Origin of the sequence: Comamonas sp. 26, assembly GCF_002754475.1 — a bacterium.
Taxonomy (GTDB): Bacteria; Pseudomonadota; Gammaproteobacteria; order Burkholderiales; family Burkholderiaceae_C; genus Comamonas.
The window spans coordinates 2327971-2343966 of sequence record NZ_PEFL01000001.1 but is presented as its reverse complement, the minus strand read 5'-3'; the positions used below and the strand labels follow the sequence as shown (position 1 = coordinate 2343966).

General features: G+C 58.7%; 13 protein-coding genes. 10 read left to right on the top strand and 3 right to left on the bottom strand.

The window, feature by feature from the left end:
- Positions 1-155: 155 nt before the first annotated feature.
- The 7 genes from CLU84_RS10705 (at position 156) to CLU84_RS10675 (ending at position 6954) form a co-directional block, all read left to right on the top strand.
- On the top strand, positions 156-1091 hold the full coding sequence (locus CLU84_RS10705) for a LysR family transcriptional regulator (RefSeq protein WP_099737154.1): 936 nt from the start codon (positions 156-158) through the stop codon (positions 1089-1091).
- A gap of 146 nt (positions 1092-1237) precedes the next feature.
- Entirely contained in the window at positions 1238-1837 is a 600-nt protein-coding gene (locus CLU84_RS10700) for an alpha/beta hydrolase (RefSeq protein ID WP_233210000.1), read from the top strand.
- A 210-nt stretch (positions 1838-2047) separates the two neighbouring features.
- On the top strand, positions 2048-3049 hold the full coding sequence (locus tag CLU84_RS10695) for a sulfate ABC transporter substrate-binding protein (RefSeq protein ID WP_099737979.1): 1002 nt from the start codon (positions 2048-2050) through the stop codon (positions 3047-3049).
- A gap of 165 nt (positions 3050-3214) precedes the next feature.
- Positions 3215-4072 (top strand): sulfate ABC transporter permease subunit CysT, encoded by an 858-nt coding sequence (cysT, locus tag CLU84_RS10690; RefSeq protein ID WP_099737153.1) that lies wholly within the window; start codon positions 3215-3217, stop codon positions 4070-4072.
- Positions 4072-5112, top strand: coding sequence for a sulfate ABC transporter permease subunit CysW (gene cysW / locus CLU84_RS10685; protein ID WP_099737152.1), 1041 nt, complete (start codon positions 4072-4074; stop codon positions 5110-5112). Before cysT ends, cysW begins: the two co-directional genes overlap by 1 nt.
- Positions 5113-5141: 29 nt before the next feature.
- Positions 5142-6269, top strand: coding sequence for a sulfate/molybdate ABC transporter ATP-binding protein (locus CLU84_RS10680; RefSeq protein ID WP_099737151.1), 1128 nt, complete (start codon positions 5142-5144; stop codon positions 6267-6269).
- Between the two features lie 184 nt (positions 6270-6453).
- The gene (locus tag CLU84_RS10675) at positions 6454-6954 is read left to right on the top strand and encodes a disulfide bond formation protein B (protein WP_099737150.1); all 501 of its coding nucleotides are present in this window, start codon (positions 6454-6456) and stop codon (positions 6952-6954) included.
- 73 nt (positions 6955-7027) lie between these two features.
- On the opposite strand, the gene CLU84_RS10670 is transcribed toward CLU84_RS10675, so the two are convergent.
- A complete protein-coding gene (locus CLU84_RS10670) occupies positions 7028-7705 on the bottom strand; it encodes a glutathione S-transferase (protein WP_099737149.1) in 678 nt (225 codons plus the stop codon).
- Positions 7706-8000: 295 nt separating this feature from the next.
- Entirely contained in the window at positions 8001-8876 is an 876-nt protein-coding gene (locus tag CLU84_RS10665; RefSeq protein WP_099737148.1) for a LysR family transcriptional regulator, read from the bottom strand.
- 113 nt (positions 8877-8989) lie between these two features.
- Between CLU84_RS10665 and bla the strand changes: the two genes are divergently transcribed.
- The 3 genes from bla (at position 8990) to CLU84_RS10650 (ending at position 13411) form a co-directional block, all read left to right on the top strand.
- A complete protein-coding gene (gene bla / locus CLU84_RS10660) occupies positions 8990-9895 on the top strand; it encodes a class A beta-lactamase (protein WP_099737147.1) in 906 nt (301 codons plus the stop codon).
- Positions 9896-10063: 168 nt separating this feature from the next.
- Positions 10064-11482 (top strand): chloride channel protein, encoded by a 1419-nt coding sequence (locus CLU84_RS10655; RefSeq protein WP_099737146.1) that lies wholly within the window; start codon positions 10064-10066, stop codon positions 11480-11482.
- Between the two features lie 336 nt (positions 11483-11818).
- Positions 11819-13411, top strand: a complete 1593-nt coding sequence (locus CLU84_RS10650) for a glycosyltransferase family 39 protein (protein WP_099737145.1) — start codon at positions 11819-11821, stop codon at positions 13409-13411.
- 120 nt (positions 13412-13531) lie between these two features.
- Here the strand turns inward: CLU84_RS10650 and CLU84_RS10645 are convergent, their stop codons facing one another.
- Complete coding sequence (locus CLU84_RS10645; RefSeq protein WP_099737144.1) at positions 13532-15931, bottom strand: adenosylcobalamin-dependent ribonucleoside-diphosphate reductase; 2400 nt, start codon at positions 15929-15931, stop codon at positions 13532-13534.
- Positions 15932-15996 lie beyond the last annotated feature (65 nt).

The window sequence follows — 15996 nt, the reverse complement described above, 5'->3', positions numbered from 1 at the left end:
TCTTGCCCAGCCCAGATGTTGCATTGCGGCAAAACAGCGTTTCGTTTCAAAGTGCGATGGGATAGATTGTAATTTTGAATAGAGTGATCGATAAGTCTGCAAAAATATGACGGATCGTTCCAGATATCAATTCAATCGAGCCCAAGGATGTTTGCATGGTGGATCTCAATGACATGCTGTATTTCGTAGAGGTCGTCGAGCGCGGCGGCTTCGCTGCGGCTGGGCGTGCGCTGGGCATTCCCAAATCCCGGCTCTCGCGCCGTGTGGCTGAGCTGGAGACCCGTCTGGGCGTGCGCTTGCTGCAGCGCACCACCCGCAAGCTCTCGCTGACGCAGGTGGGCGAGACCTTTTTGCGCCACGGCCAGGCCATGCGCGATGCGGCGCTGGCGGCATCCGATGCCGTCGCCGAGGTGCAGACCGAGCCGCGCGGCACGATTCGCGTGACCTGCCCGGTGACGCTGGCGCAGACCGTACTTGGCGAGCTGATGCCCGAATTTCTCAAGCGTTGCCCGCTAGTCCATGTGGAGATGCAGGTCACCAATCGTCCGGTGAACCCGGTGGAAGAGGGCATTGATGTGGCACTGCGCGTTCGCGCCAATCTGGACGACAGTGGCTCCATGGTGGTCAAGCGACTCGACAGCTCGCGCCAGATTCTGGTTGCCAGTCCTGATCTGCTGCAGCGTCAGGGGACGCCCAGATCGCTCGAAGACTTGCAACTACTTGACAGCCTTGCCATGTCGGCCGTCGATGGCCATTCAAACCTGCTGCTGGTCGGCCCCGAAGGCAAAGAGCACCGCCTGCAACTGCAGCCGCGCTATGTGGTGGATGATTTGCTGACGCTGAAGTTTGCCGCCATCGCGGGCAGCGGCATGTGCTGGCTGCCTGACTATATGTGTCAGGAGGAACTGATCCAAGGCACGCTGGTGCAGTTGCTGCCGCAGTGGGCGCCGCCTTTGGGGATTGTTCATGCCATCTTCCCATCGCGGCGCGGGCTGGCTCCGGCGGTGCGGCATTTTCTGGACTTTCTGGGTGAGCGCCTGCCCGGTAGCAGTATCTCTGCTACGCAAAAAATAGCGCAAAGCGCGCAATAGCATTAGCTTCTGGGCATAAGGTAACAACAAAACATTCGTTGGAATTTGGCTGTGCGCTGCTCACAATGCGCCTCTTACTAGCAGATCAAGAGCGTTGGGTCTTCCGTGCAGGGCCTTCACAGCGCTCCCAGACCGCAGGAGGCTGCATGAAATCCCCATTCCGTATCGTGATCGTTCCAGGCTGGCGCAACTCAGGCCCCGGCCACTGGCAAAGCCTGTGGGCTGAGCAGTTGCCCGATGCCGTGCGCGTAGAGCAGCAAGACTGGATAGTGCCCCACCGCGATGCGTGGGTCGCTGCGCTGGAAGAAGTGCTGCTGGCCGATGAGCGCCCGGCCGTCATCGTGGCCCATAGTCTGGGCTGCATCACCACCGTGCATCTGGGTGAAGCCGCTGCTGCGCGCGTGCATGGTGCTTTGCTCGTGGCCCCTGCAGACCCGGAGCGCCGCGCTCAGCTGGAAGACTTTGCCCCCGTGCCCTATGCGCCTTTGCCATATCGCAGCGTGCTGGTGGCGAGCAGCAATGACCCGTTTTGCCCCATACGCCGCGCTGGTGCCTATGCACGGGCCTGGGGCAGTGAGGTGGTGCGTCTGCAGAACGCCGGGCATATCAATGTTGAATCTGGCTATGGCGCATGGCCGCTGGGGCTGGCACTGCTGCAGTCGCTGATGGATGTGAGCAGCTGGGAGAACACTCTTGCCCATGCTGCTGTTGCCAGTGATGAATTAAGGCCCGCCCTTGCTGCCTGAGGCCAACCTCCTTCTGTATTTTTAACTTCTTGATAGCTGAAAGCGCTTGATGCATAAGCACTTTCAGCTATTTTTATGCATATCTCGCAGCTGAATTTTTTGATATATCAAATTTCAGAAAAACAAAGAAGAATATATTCTTTTGAGTTTTAAAGCCGATTTTGCACAATGTATACATCTATACACATTGCTCAAGAAAAGGCAGCGACCATGCATTCCGTGAAGCTCAAGACATTGCTGGCATCTATTGCACTGGCCGCCGCCGGTGCCGCATCGGCTCAGACGCAGCTGCTAAACGTCTCCTACGATGTGGCCCGGGAGTTCTATAAGGATTACAACGCAGCCTTCATCGCCCATTACAAGAAGACTAAGGGCGTGGACATCAAGGTCGATCAGTCGCACGGCGGCTCCAGCGCTCAGGCCCGTGCTGTCAACGATGGTCTGGCTGCCGATGTGGTGACTTTCAACACAACGACCGACGTGGACTTCCTGGCTTCCACCGGTGTGGTTGCCAAGGACTGGAACAAGAAGTTCGCTCACGATGCATCGCCCACTACATCGACCATGCTGTTCCTGGTGCGCAATGGCAACCCCAAGAACATCAAGGATTGGTCTGATCTGATTCGCCCCGACGTCAAGGTCGTGGTCGTCAACCCCAAGACCGGTGGCAATGGCCGCTATGCCTATCTGGCAGCTTGGGGCTCGGTGCGTGAAAAGGGTGGCACCGATGCGCAGGCTGCAGACTTTGTGCAAAAGCTCTACAAAAACGTCCCCGTGCTGGGCAAGGGCGGCCGCGATGCGACCAGCATCTTCTTGCAGCGCAATATTGGCGATGTGCTGATCACGTTTGAATCGGAAGTCGTGTCCGTGGACCGCGAATTCGGTCAGGGCAAGGTCGATGCCGTGTATCCATCCGTCAGCATCGTGGCCGAGAACCCCGTGGCCGTCGTAGAGCGCACCACGGCCAAAAAGGGCACAACCCAGTTGGCAACCGATTACCTGCAATGGCTGTATTCGGATGAAGCCCAGGAAATTGCGGCCAAGCACGCCATTCGCCCCCGCTCTGAAGCAGTGCTCAAAAAGCATGCCGATCAGTTCAAGCCCATCAAGCAGTTCACTGTGGCCAAGTACTTTGGCTCTCTGAGCGAAGCGCAGAAGGTTCACTTCAACGATGGCGGTCAGTTTGACAAGCTGTACGCACCGGGTAAGTAAGAACTCATCCTGAGCCGCTTTGCGGCTTCCCCCTCTCTCTTCGGGAGGGGACGACGCTCTCGCTGCGGAGCGGCCTTTGCTTGGCGTCCCAATGGGGCGCCTGCCTGTTCATAGGGCAGGGGCGATGCCTGCAGATCCACCTTTTTGAGTCGCTTTAATAAAAATATGACCTCTGCAGTTATAGCTCCAGGCAAGGTGCGTAGCGCCAAGCGAGTGTTACCCGGTTTCGGGTTGACGCTGGGCTACACCATCTTTTATCTCAGCATTGTCGTGCTCATCCCGCTGGTGGCCTTGCTGTCCGCCAGCTTCAGCCTGACTTGGGAGCAGTTCTGGAATGCCGTCTCGGCGCCTGCCGTGGTGGCGTCTTATGAGCTGTCCTTCACCATGTCGTTCATCGCGGCCTGCGTGAACGTGGTGTTTGGCATGCTGATCGCGTGGGTGCTGGTGCGCTATCAGTTTCCCGGCAAGAAGGTGGTGGATGCGCTGGTCGATTTGCCCTTTGCCCTGCCTACGGCGGTGGCTGGTATTTCCTTGTCGGCGCTGTATGCAGGCAATGGCTGGATTGGTCAGTACTTCGAGTCACTGGGCATTCAGATGGCCTACAACCCCAAGGGCATTGCCATTGCGCTGATCTTTATCGGCCTGCCTTTTGTGGTGCGTACCGTGCAGCCCGTGCTGGAAGACTTCGAGAAAGAGCTGGAAGAGGCCGCAACCAGCCTGGGCGCTTCGCGCTGGCAGATTTTCTACAAGGTCATCCTGCCGCATATCGGCCCGGCCTTGCTCACGGGTTTTGCCATGGCATTTGCCCGTGCCGTGGGCGAATACGGTTCGGTGATTTTTATCGCCGGCAATATTCCCATGGTTTCTGAAATCACTCCGCTGATCATCATGGCCAAGCTCGATCAGCATGATGTGGCCGGCGCGACCGCCGTGGCCGTGGTCATGCTGCTGATTTCTTTTGTATTGCTGCTGCTGATCAACGCTCTGCAAGCATGGCAGCGCAAGGCGCAGGGAGGCCGCTGATGTCTACGATTCACGCAGCCGTTCAGGCGCTGTTCCCCCATTTTCTGCCCATCTGGGTGCATCTCTTTACGGTCATCGCTGTGGCCGTCGTGGTGCTGCTTGTGCTTTTCAAGCTCACGGCACCGCGCAAAACCACCAAGCTTGAAAAGATGAGTACCACCGAGCCGCGTTGGGTGCGCTGGGTGCTGATCATCATTGCGCTGCTCTTTATGGGCCTGTTCCTCATCCTGCCGCTGCTGTCCGTCTTTGGCGAGGCATTGCGCAAGGGCTGGGATGTCTATGTGGCGGCTCTGGGCGAACCTGATGCGCTGTCGTCCATCAAGCTGACGCTGATTACGGCCTTGATCGCTGTTCCTCTGAACCTGGTGTTTGGTGTGGCTGCGGCCTGGTGTATTGCCAAGTACGAGTTCAAAGGCAAGGCCTTTTTGACCACGCTGATCGATCTGCCGTTTTCCATCTCGCCGGTGGTTGCTGGTTTGATGTATGTGCTGGTCTTTGGTGCCAATGGCTGGCTGGGCCCATGGCTTGCCGAGCACAATATTCAGATTATTTTTGCGGTGCCGGGCATTGTGCTGGCCACCATCTTTGTGACCTTCCCCTTCATTGCACGCGAGCTGATTCCGCTGATGCAGGCACAAGGCAGTGATGAAGAGCAGGCCGCTGTGGTGCTGGGCGCCTCGGGCTGGCAGACCTTCTGGCATGTGACCCTGCCCAATATCAAATGGGGTCTGGTCTATGGCGTGATTCTGTGTAACGCCCGTGCCATGGGTGAGTTTGGCGCGGTGTCCGTGGTCTCGGGCCATATCCGCGGTCAGACCAACACCATGCCGCTGCATGTAGAAGTGCTTTATGCCGACTATCAGGCTGCTGCTGCCTTTGCTGTGGCATCGCTGCTGGCGCTGCTGGCTTTGGTCACACTGGTGATCAAGTCCCTTGCCGAATGGCGCGCTGAACAACAAGCCAAGGCCGCTGCTGAAGCTCCGCCCGAGCGTCCGAGCCAGATCAGCACCACCCCTCATAAAACCGCCACGGCAGCCTGAGCTGTCTGGACTCCAAGCAGAGATTCATCATGAGTATCGAAATTCGTAATGTCAGCAAGCAGTTCGGCGACTTTCAGGCGCTGCGCGATGTCAGTCTGGACATCAAGTCGGGCGAGCTGATTGCCTTGCTCGGCCCATCGGGCTGCGGCAAGACCACGCTGCTGCGCATCATCGCGGGTCTGGAAACCGCCGACGTGGGCACCATCCACTTCAGCGGCGAAGACACTACCGATGTGCATGTGCGTGACCGCAACGTGGGCTTTGTGTTTCAGCACTACGCGCTGTTTCGGCACATGACCGTTTTTGAGAACGTGGCCTTTGGCCTGCGCATCAAGCCCCGCAAAGAGCGTCCGAGTGAGGCCGTGATCAAGGAAAAGGTCATGAAGTTGCTCAAGCTGGTGCAGCTGGACTGGATTGCCGATCGCTTCCCCTCGCAACTGTCTGGCGGTCAGCGTCAACGTATCGCGCTGGCCCGCGCGCTGGCCGTAGAGCCCAAGGTGCTGCTGCTGGACGAGCCCTTTGGCGCGCTGGATGCCAAGGTGCGCAAGGAACTGCGCCGCTGGCTGCGTCAACTGCACGATGAGCTGCATGTGACGTCCATCTTCGTGACCCACGACCAGGAGGAAGCGCTGGAAGTGGCCGACCGGGTGGTCGTCATCAACCAGGGCAAGATTGAGCAAGAAGGCACACCTCAGCAAGTCTGGGACAACCCGGCTACGCCGTTTGTCTATGGCTTCCTGGGTGATGTGAACCTGTTCAAGGGCCGCGCCAGAGATGGCCGCGTTTACCTGGACGATGGCATGCAAATGGACAGCAGCGACGCCAGCGGTGCCCATGACAGCCAGGCCTTTGCCTATGTGCGCCCCCATGATCTGGAGGTGGAGCGCTATTCGCCCGGCCAGAATCTGGATGCGCAGGGCCGCCCCACAGGCATCGTGGCCCAGCTTTCGCGTGCAATTGTGGTCGGCCCCATCGCAAGGCTGGAACTTATTCCCTCCGAGACCACACCAAACGCCAGCAATGCCGGAGAAGACGGACTTATCGAAGCCCAGATCCCCGCGCAGCAGTTCAAGGACATGGGCTTGCGCGAAGGTGAAACCCTGGTGGTGACACCACGCCGTGCCAAGGTGTTTCTGGATGAGGCTGCAGGCATTTAATTCCCCCTGAGGTGCTTTGCGCCTTCCCCCCAGAGGGGGACGACGACCTCGCCGCAAGGCGGCTTTGGCTCGTCGTCTCCTGCGAAAGGGAAGATGCATGCCACAGGGATGAATCCTCTGACTCTGCTCAGGGGCGTTATCCTTGGTTCAGGCATGATTCGGAAATTTCGCAGAAAGAATTTTGATGCTTCAATGGTTTACCACCGCGCCACGGCGCACTCTGGCCCTGATCTGCGCTGCCTGCGTAGCCATGCTGGCCTTTGGCCTGTATCTGCAGCATGTCGTTGGGCTTGAGCCTTGCCCGATGTGCATCGTGCAGCGCTATGCACTCATTTTGGTAGCTATCTTCACAGGTCTGGCAAGCGTCAGAGGCCAAAAAGGCTGGTGGATGAGTTTTAGCGTTCTGGCTTTGCTGGCCAGCGGTTTTGGTGCCTTTGTGGCTGCGCGCCAGAGCTGGTTGCAGTGGTATCCCCCAGAATTCGCTACCTGCGGCCGCGACTTCTACGGAATGATCGAGCATTACTCCTTCAGTCGCTCCATTCCTATGATCTTCCAGGGCTCGGGCGACTGCGCCGCGATTGACTGGACTTTCCTGGGTGGCTCGATCGCCAACTGGTCCTTCATCTGTTTTGCCGTGTTCTTTGTCGCCTTGCTGGTGCTGCTGATCAAGGCCGGGAAACGCTGAAAAGCGCTGAATCTGTACAGATAAAAAAGCCCCGGTGCCTTGCGGTACCGGGGCTTTTTTGCGAAACAGGCTTTCAGTCGCTTTGCACACTGCGGCTGACAAAGGTCGGCCCTGTGGTGCCGGGTACCCAGCCGGGGTAGGTTTCCATGATCTCGGCAAACAGGGCCGAATCAATCCAGCGTTGCAGCCAGTCCTGCAGATGCGGCCAGGGCTGCTCGTTCCACTGAGCCTCATCAATGCGGGCGTACTGGCGCACAAAGGGGCGCAGCGCCATGTCTGCAAGACTGGGGTGCAGGCCAAACAGGTAGCCGGTTTCTTCCAGCTGGTCGTTCAAATCCGCCAGCCAGGTCAGCGCGTTGGCCTGTGCCTGATTCACGACTTCGGCGTTGTGGCGCTCGGGGTATTTGCAGCGATCGAGTGCCCGTTTGAAGAAGCCGTCGTTGCGCTTGATCAGGGCCTGCATGTCTGCAAGACTGCCTTGCGTGGGCTGCAGCCAGCCGTCGGGGTCGTTGCTGCGCAGGGCGTGCAGCATGACGTCCAGACTTTGCTCGATCACTTGACCATCTTGGAGCACCAGTACAGGCACCGTGCCCTTGGGCGATACATCCAGCAGCGCCTGAGGTTTGTTGCGCAGATTGATCTCACGCAGCTCGCAGGCCAGACCCGCATGGGCCAGCGCCAGACGGGCGCGAATGGCGTAAGGGCAACGGCGGAAGGAGTACAGAACGGGCAGGGTGGAGGCGGCAGTCAAGGCAGGTGGTCAGATGAAATGGGTCAAAAAAAAGCGCCGTGGCGCTTAGAGCTAGGAGCACAAGCCTTGATACGTTGCTGCTTCGCCTTGTCGTACTTTTGTACTGCCTGCGGCTTCGCGCCTCGTCTCAAATGCAAACCTTCGGTTTACTGGGTAGTGCCAGCCGCTCTTACTGGATGGCTACTGTAACTGCTCACCTGAAGCCATGCAGTGGTGTCTGGCATCCTCTGTTTGAAATGCTCATTAATTAATAGCTGCTTGCGATTGATGAATAAGGGGATTGAAGGTGTTTGGTTTAAAGATTTTCAGAGTCCGCTTGCAGTTGTGCAATCAGCCACTGGCGAAAGATCTGTAGTGCGCCGCTAGCCGGGCGTGACTTGAGATGGGTCAGCCAGTAGGCGCCGGTATCGACCTCATGCGCAAATGGCCGTACCAGCCGCCCTTGCTGCAGCATGTGCTCGAACATGCGTGTGGGCAGCAGGGCAACTCCTGCGCCTTGCGCAGCGGCTTCGGCCAGTGTCAGCGATGAATCAAACATGGCGCCGCGTGCTAGTGGAGCGGTTTGCTCAAGCCCGGCAAACCAGCCTTCCCATTCCTGACTGCGATAGGAGCGCAGCAAACTCTGGTGGGTCAGGTCGGCGGGCTCGCGCAGCTGTTGGGCCAGCGCAGGCGTGCACATGGGCGAGAGCGGGGCGCGCAGCAGCATCTGCGCATGGGTACCGTGCCAGGCGCCATCGCCAAAGCGCACGGCGGCGTCCAGCCCTTCCCCGGCCAGATCAACGCGGTTGTTATTTGTCAGCAGGCGCAGGTCGATATGTGGCTGTAGTTGCTGGAACTGGTTCAATCTCGGAATCAGCCAGCCAATGGCAAAAGTGCCTACCACGCCCACAGTCAGAATCTCGCGCGGCCGTGGCTCGGCCACTTGCTGCAGCGACTGCTGTATGCGCTCAAAGCTCTGCGCCACCACGGGCCACAGGGCCTGCCCTTCATCGGTCAAGGCAAGCCCGCGCGGCAGTCGTCTGAATAGCGGCTTGCCCAGCCGTTCTTCCAGGTTGCGGATGTGCTGGCTGACGGCGGCCTGCGTCACATGCAGCTCCTGAGCGGCGCGGGTCAGGCTCAGGTGGCGGGCAGCGGCATCAAACATGCGCAAGGCGTTCAGAGGCAGTTGCATACAAGAGGGGATGTAAAAATTTTTCTAATGGCTTGCGTCAATTATTACTGCTGGTTCATGCAAAGTGTCCGCTATATGCTTTCAATCATGACCATGAAGCAAAAGAGGAACTTATGCAACGACGCAGCGTGCTGACAACAGGACTGGCCTTGGGTCTGAGTACCTGGGGTCTGTCGGGCTGTGCCTTTGTCGCCAGGCAGCAGGCAGCTGCGGCAAAGGTCTTGAGTGACGAGCTGGCCGCGCTGGAGGTACAGGCGCAGGGCCGACTGGGCTTGTATGCGCTGGACACGAGCAGCGGTGCGGCTGCGGGCTGGCGTAGCGATGAGCGCTTTGCCATGTGCAGCACCTTCAAGACCTTGCTGGTCGCACACGTGCTGTCGCTGGCGCAAAGCGGTCAGATCAAGCTGTGGCACAAGCGGTATTACGCAACTACTGAAGTCGTTGCCTGGTCGCCCGTATCTGCCAAGTGGGCGGGTGCCAATGGCGGCATGACGCTGCTGGACTTGTGCGAGGCTGCGGTGGTCGTCAGCGACAACACGGCGGCCAATGTGCTGCTGGAGTCAACGGGCGGCCCGGCGGCGCTGACGCAATGGCTGCGTAGTCTGGGCGACAGCATCACGCGTCTGGATCGCAACGAACCCACGCTGAACACGGCATTGACTGGTGACGAGCGCGACACCACCACGCCTGAGGCCATGCTGCTGAGCCTGCAAAAAATCTTGCTCGCAGACGTGCTGGATGGGTCATCCCGCGCGCTGCTGCACCAATGGCTGCTGGATAGCCGCACTGGAGACAAGCGTGTGCGCTTAGGCCTGCCCGCACAATGGACGATTGGCGGCAAGACGGGAAGCGGAGACAACGGCACCTCTTGCGACACCCTCATTGCCTGGCCTACCCAGCAGTCGGCGCCAGTGCTGGTAACGGCTTATCTGACCGGCAGCAAGCTCGACCTGGCTGGGCGTGAAGCGGTGCTGGCCAAGGCGGGTGAAGCGCTCAAGCGCTGGTATTACGCGAGCTGAATTTCCGTCTGCTGATCCTGGTTTTGCCGGCATTGCGTAGTGAAACAGGGACGGCCTTTGTTGTTTCAAATGGCTTGTTGTGGCTAATGCCGATGGGTTAGCTGGTCTCGCGGGCGCAGAATGTAGGCATTCACCCGCCAGCCCTCGACCGAAACGATTGCCCCGCCCATGCAGCAAGAGCCAGATTTCTTTCACAACCTCAATGAAGAAATGCGCGATGGCAAGCGCTGGCTGGAGCGGACGGTGGTGCTGGCCTATGCCGCCGCAGCGGGTCTCAGTGTGGTGGCATTCACACTGCTGGCCGAAGCAGCATTTGGCTTCTTTGAGAGCATCTATCACGGCACCAACGGCTGGCTGGTGCTGATCTGGATGCCAGCGGTGACGGCTGCTGCGGTCTGGGCCACGCGCAAATGGGCTCCCGGTGCCAGCGGCTCCGGCATTCCACAGGTAATCGCCACGCTGGAGCCCGGCGTCAGCGCCACTTTGCGCAGCCGCTTTGTGTCCTTGTGGCTGTCGTTTGCCAAAATCATCTTGGCCAGTGCCGGCTTCCTGGCTGGCTTGTCGATAGGGCGTGAAGGGCCTTCGGTGCAGGTGGCTGCAGGCGTCATGCATTCGGCGCGGCGCTGGCTGGGTCCCAAGTCCGTCATCAACACCCATGCGCTGCTGGTGGCTGGCGGTGCAGCAGGCATTGCTGCAGCCTTCAATGCACCGCTGGCGGGTGTGGTGTTTGCGATTGAGGAGCTGTCACGCAAGCTGGAGTCGCGCTCGAGCGGGCTGATCATCGCGGCCATTGTGCTGGCAGGCCTGATGGGGGTTTCGATGTTCGGCAATCTCAGCTACTTCGGCCGCATTCGGGTGCAGGAGCTGAGCTGGCATGACCTGCTGCCTTGTCTTGCAGTAGCGCTGACCTGCGGTGTGCTGGGCGGCTTGTTTGCCAAGCTGATGACGGTGTCGCTGACTTCATCGACAGAGCGTTTGAACAAGCTGAGGTCTCGTTTTCCCATTCGCTTTGCAGCCGCTCTGGCATTGCTGATTGCCGTTATCGGTGTCGTCACTGGCGGTGCCACCTTTGGCGCAGGCTCCGAAGCGGTCAAGCACATGTTGCAGGGCGAAGCCGATGTCCCCGAGTTCTATGTGACCCTCAAATTTATTGCCACCTGGCTATCGGCCTGGGTGGGGGTGCCTGGCGGAATTTTTGCGCCTTCGCTATCGATTGGTGCGGGGGTGGGTAATAACGTGGCATCCATTGTCGGGACTACGGATATTGCTCCGGCCTTGATCGCCATGGGCATGGCAGCCTTTCTGGCTGCCGTCACTCAGGCTCCGTTGACCGCCTTCATCATCGTGATGGAGATGGTGGATGGCCATTCACTGGTGCTCAGCCTCATGGCTTCGGCCATGATCGCCAGCATGATCTCGCGCATGATTGCGCGGCCTCTCTATGAGTCGCTGGCTCTGCATATGCTCAATGTGGCGAGGGCAACCTTGCCAAAGGAGCCGGAAGCCACAGCGGCTCAGGCAGAGCCTGCGCAGCCAGTGTCGCCAGTTGAGCCATCTGAACCTTTTTCTACAAACAAGCGCAGTTAAAGCTGGCTGTCAGAGGGCGGTTAAGCGATGAAGGCGACCTGAGCAGATTGTTAGCAATTTTCTCGATATCTGTGTATGCAGTTCGCTGAATGAGCTTGAGTCACCGAATTCTGTGGGCATTGGGCGTGGCACTCACCTGCAAGACTCTTAAGAAATTGGTAAGTTTTTGAACTTAGATTGCCGCCAGCGATAACAGCCGATGAGCTGCCATGTTGAATGCATCGCGACCTGTTTAATCAAAGGAGTCAGTGATGCTGCCGGTGGGGATGCAATGGTTTGAAGGTATGGCCCAAGCAAGATCAGTCGAAGCTCTCTATAGAGGGTCAGGTATAGCCCATGCAAACCGCCATTAATGTGGACATGAAGGCTTCACGCCGCAAGATCGACGACGCATTCCTTTGGGCCCTGTTAATCGGACTATGGCTCTTGGCCTTGGCATGGATTCGTCCATTGAGTGACCCGGATGAAGGGCGCTATGCCATGGTCGCGCTGGACATGCTGCGCAACGGCAATTGGGTGACGCCCCAACTTAACGGTCTTCCCTTTTTTCACAAACCACCGCTTTACTACTGGCTCGCAGCTGGTGGTTATGAATTGTTTGGTGTACATGAATGGGTTGCCCGCCTGCCGTCGATGCTTGGGGCATGGCTGGCGGCAATGAGTCTGCTGGTTCTGCTGAAGCGCTATACGAGGCACTCAACCGCAATCGCTGCGGTGCTCATCTTCCTCACCATGCCTTTCGCCTACTTGGCCGCTCAGTACGCCAACATGGACATGCTGCTGGCAGGCTGCATGTCCGCCTGCACCGCTTGCGCGTTCATTGCCACGATAGAGTGTGGTCCTGGCAAATTTTGGCGGGCATGGATCACCGCAGCCGGGGCCTTTGCAGGTTTGGGCTTTTTAGCCAAAGGATTGATTGGCTTGGTTTTGCCGGGCTTGGTGTGGTGCGTCTGGATGCTTTGGGAGCGCCGTTGGAAGCAGTTGGCACTGCCCTTGTACCCGCCAGTATGGTTTGTCATGCTCCTGATTGCGGGGCCATGGGTTTGGCTTGCGCATAAGCAACACCCTCAATTTTTGCATTATTTTTTTGTCACCCAGCATTTCCAGCGCTATACCGAAACCGGCTTCAACAACCCCCAGCCATGGTGGTTCTACTTGGCTGTCATCGCGCTTGCATGTCTGCCATGGACTCTCGCTGGCATCTATATGCTCCTGAGACAATGGCGTGCGCGGCAAGGACTCATGTTGGAGTCTGACTTCCCTACGGCACAGACTAGTCTGGATCGCTATATGGGAGTCTGGCTTTTGGCTGTGGTGGCGTTTTTTTCCATTCCCAGCAGCAAGGTCGTAGGCTATGTGCTTCCAGCCCTGCCGCCTATGGCATACCTCATCGCTCGATTCTGGCAAACCGCATATGCCGACGATTGGCGAATGGTACAGCTCCGCTGGACGAAACTCACGGTCACAACCGCTTTTGCCGCGAGTCTTTGCGCCGCACTGGCTGTCGGCCTAGGCACCCAGGGCGTCCCGCATAAAGCTCGCTGGGATCGTCTCAGCATGCTGTCAGTGCAGCCAGAGGATCGGATCATGATGCTGGGGCAACTGTATTACGGCGCACCGTTTTATATACACAGCGGCCAGGTGGCTTGGGTTGTCGATGACTGGCAAGCCGCCAAAGCATCGAAATCAGACAACTGGAGAAAAGAGCTGCTGGATGCCGCAGAGTTTGCGCCTAATACTGCAAGCCAATTCTTGCTGGAAAAGCAGGAGGCAAACCATATTTTGTGTAGCACCCAACATAGGGTATGGGTGATTGGAGAGCGGGAGGCGGCAAAGGATATGACGCCAGCGCTATCCAATGCCAAACCAGTGCTTGAGCTGGGATCACGTGCTATCTGGCTCTGGACCCCAAGCCAGCAAAATTGTTGAGCATCGGCGGGAAGCAGGTTGGGGCGCAGATTGGTTTTTGATTTTGGCGTCTGTTTTCTGCCGAGCACAGGCCATGCAGCAGTGCTGTCCAGCGCTCTAACGATTCAAACTTTAAGAGTTTCATCCGCAAGATCCCATATGGCCGCAGGCCGTGCAGAACTGGCAGCCATCTTTTTTGATCATGGCGTGCGCGCCGCAGTCCGGGCATTTTTTGCCGCTGACAGGGGCTGTTATCTCTGGCTCGGGTGCTGATGCGGGCGTGGCCTCCCTACTGGGTGCTGGCTGGGGCAGACCCCGGTTGGCGATGATGCTTTGAATGGCATAGGCCAGAAGGGCCACTTCGCTGTCATGCCACAGCGGAATGCGGCTGCCATCGTCGCGCAGCTTGTTGCCGTAGCGCACGGGGCCGCGGTCCCAGGCGACCTTGCGCAGATCGGCCAGTGCTTTGTCCAGAAAACCGCCGCGCGCGGCCAGGCTCAGGCTGCGCATGGTGGCTGTGATCCATTGCTGGCTCTCGCCCGTCTGGCCCACGGGCATGAAAAATTCGATGGGGCGCTCCACGCCATCCACCACCATGAAGCTGACGACCAGATACAGCCGCCGCGCACCGTCGTGGGTGAAGTATTCGATCTTGTCGACTACGGCGTTGAGCGGGCCTTCGGGGCGGCGCTCGATCACGGCGCCCATGCCGCTGTTGATTCCTGAATTGATAGCTGCTTGCGCTTGTCTAGATTGCGGTGCAGGCACTTTTTCTTCGGATTCCACTGACAGCACAGCACCCAGTGTGTCGTTGGGGCGGTAGGTGGCACAGCCTTTGAGGCCTGCCTCCCAGCATTCCATATAAAGATTTTTGAAGTCCTCAAACGGATAGTCGGCGGGAATGTTGACGGTCTTGGAAATCGAAGTGTCGATAAAAGGCTGCACGCAGCGCATCATGGCCACATGCTCGCTGGCGCTCATCTCTAAAGCGCTGACAAAGTAGTCGGGCAGGGGGGCGTCGTCGCCATGCATGGCCTTGTAGAGCCGGTATGCATGGTCTTGCACGGTGTAGAACTGCTCGCCGCCATCAGCCGTGCGCTTTTTGCGAGTGTAGGTCCACGAGAATGCGGGCTCTATACCGTTCGACGCGTTGTCGGCAAAGGCCAGCGATACCGTGCCCGTGGGCGCGATGGACAGCAGGTGGCTGTTGCGAAGGCCATGCTTTTTGATGTCTGCGCGCAGGTCTTTGGGCAGGCGTTTAGCAAAGCCGCTTTTCAGGTACTGCCTGGCGTTGAAGAGCGGGAAGGCTCCTTTTTCCTGCGCCAGCTCCACAGACGCAGCGTAGGCGGCATCGCGCATGGCGCGGGCGATGGTCTCCGCTTGCTTGAGTCCATCGTCGCTTGCATAGCGCAGACCCAGCAAGATCAGCGTATCTCCCAGCCCCGTAAAGCCCACGCCGATGCGGCGCTTTTGCTGGGCTTCGCGCTGCTGCTCTGGCAGGGGCCAGACAGCGGCGTCCAGAACGTTGTCCAGCATGCGCACCTGTATTGCGACGGAGGCACGGAAGGCCGCGAGGTCGAAATGCGCTTGTGGCGTGAACGGCTCGCGCACAAAGCGGGTGAGAATGATGGGCCCCAGATCGCAGCAGCCGTAAGGCGGCAGCGGCTGCTCGCCACAGGGGTTGGTGGCAGCGATCTGCTCGGCGTACCAGAGGTTGTTGTCGGCGTTGATGTTGTCGAGAAACAGAATGCCCGGCTCGGCAAAGTCATAGGCCGATTGCATGATGGCGTTCCACAACTCACGTGCGGGCGTGCTGCGATAGACCCAGAGCCCATCGCTGCGCAAATGTGCGCCAGCTTTTATTTGTGCATTGCTGGGGCTGGCGATGTGAACCAGCTCCCATGTCGCATCGTCTTTGACGGCCTGCATAAAGGCGCTGCTCACACCCACCGAGACATTGAAATTGTTCCAGCGGCCTTTTTGCCGCTTGGAGGTGATGAACTCCAGCACATCAGGGTGGTCAATGCGCAGCACACCCATCTGCGCACCGCGCCGCGCACCGGCGGATTCGACCGTGGTGCAAGACGCATCAAACACATCGATAAACGAGCAGGGTCCCGACGCATAGGAATTGGTGCCCCGCACCAGTGCGCCGCGCGGGCGCAGGTTGGAAAAATCATAGCCCACGCCCCCGCCGCGTCGCATGGTCTCGGCCGCCTGCGAGAGCGCGGTGTAAATGCCAGGGTTGCCCTGTGTGTCAAAGCCATTGGTTGCGTCAGCCACGGGCTGCACAAAGCAGTTGATCAGCGTGGCCTTGGTATCCAGCCCCGCCGCCGCCATGATGCGCCCCGCACCAATCGCTCCGCGCTGCAGGTTGTCCAGAAACTGCTGCTGCCAGTGGGCCTGCAGCTTGGGTTTTTCAACCGCAGCAAGCGCCCGCGCCACGCGGGCGAACAGGTCTTGCTCGGTCTGCTCGCCTGTGGCCAGGTATTTTTCGGCCAGCACGTCCTGGCTGATGGCTTGCGGAGGAAGGGGGGTCATGGCATCTCTCTTGCTCAAGTCAGATACGCCTTTGTAACCAGTTGGCACCCGAATGCTGTGACGCA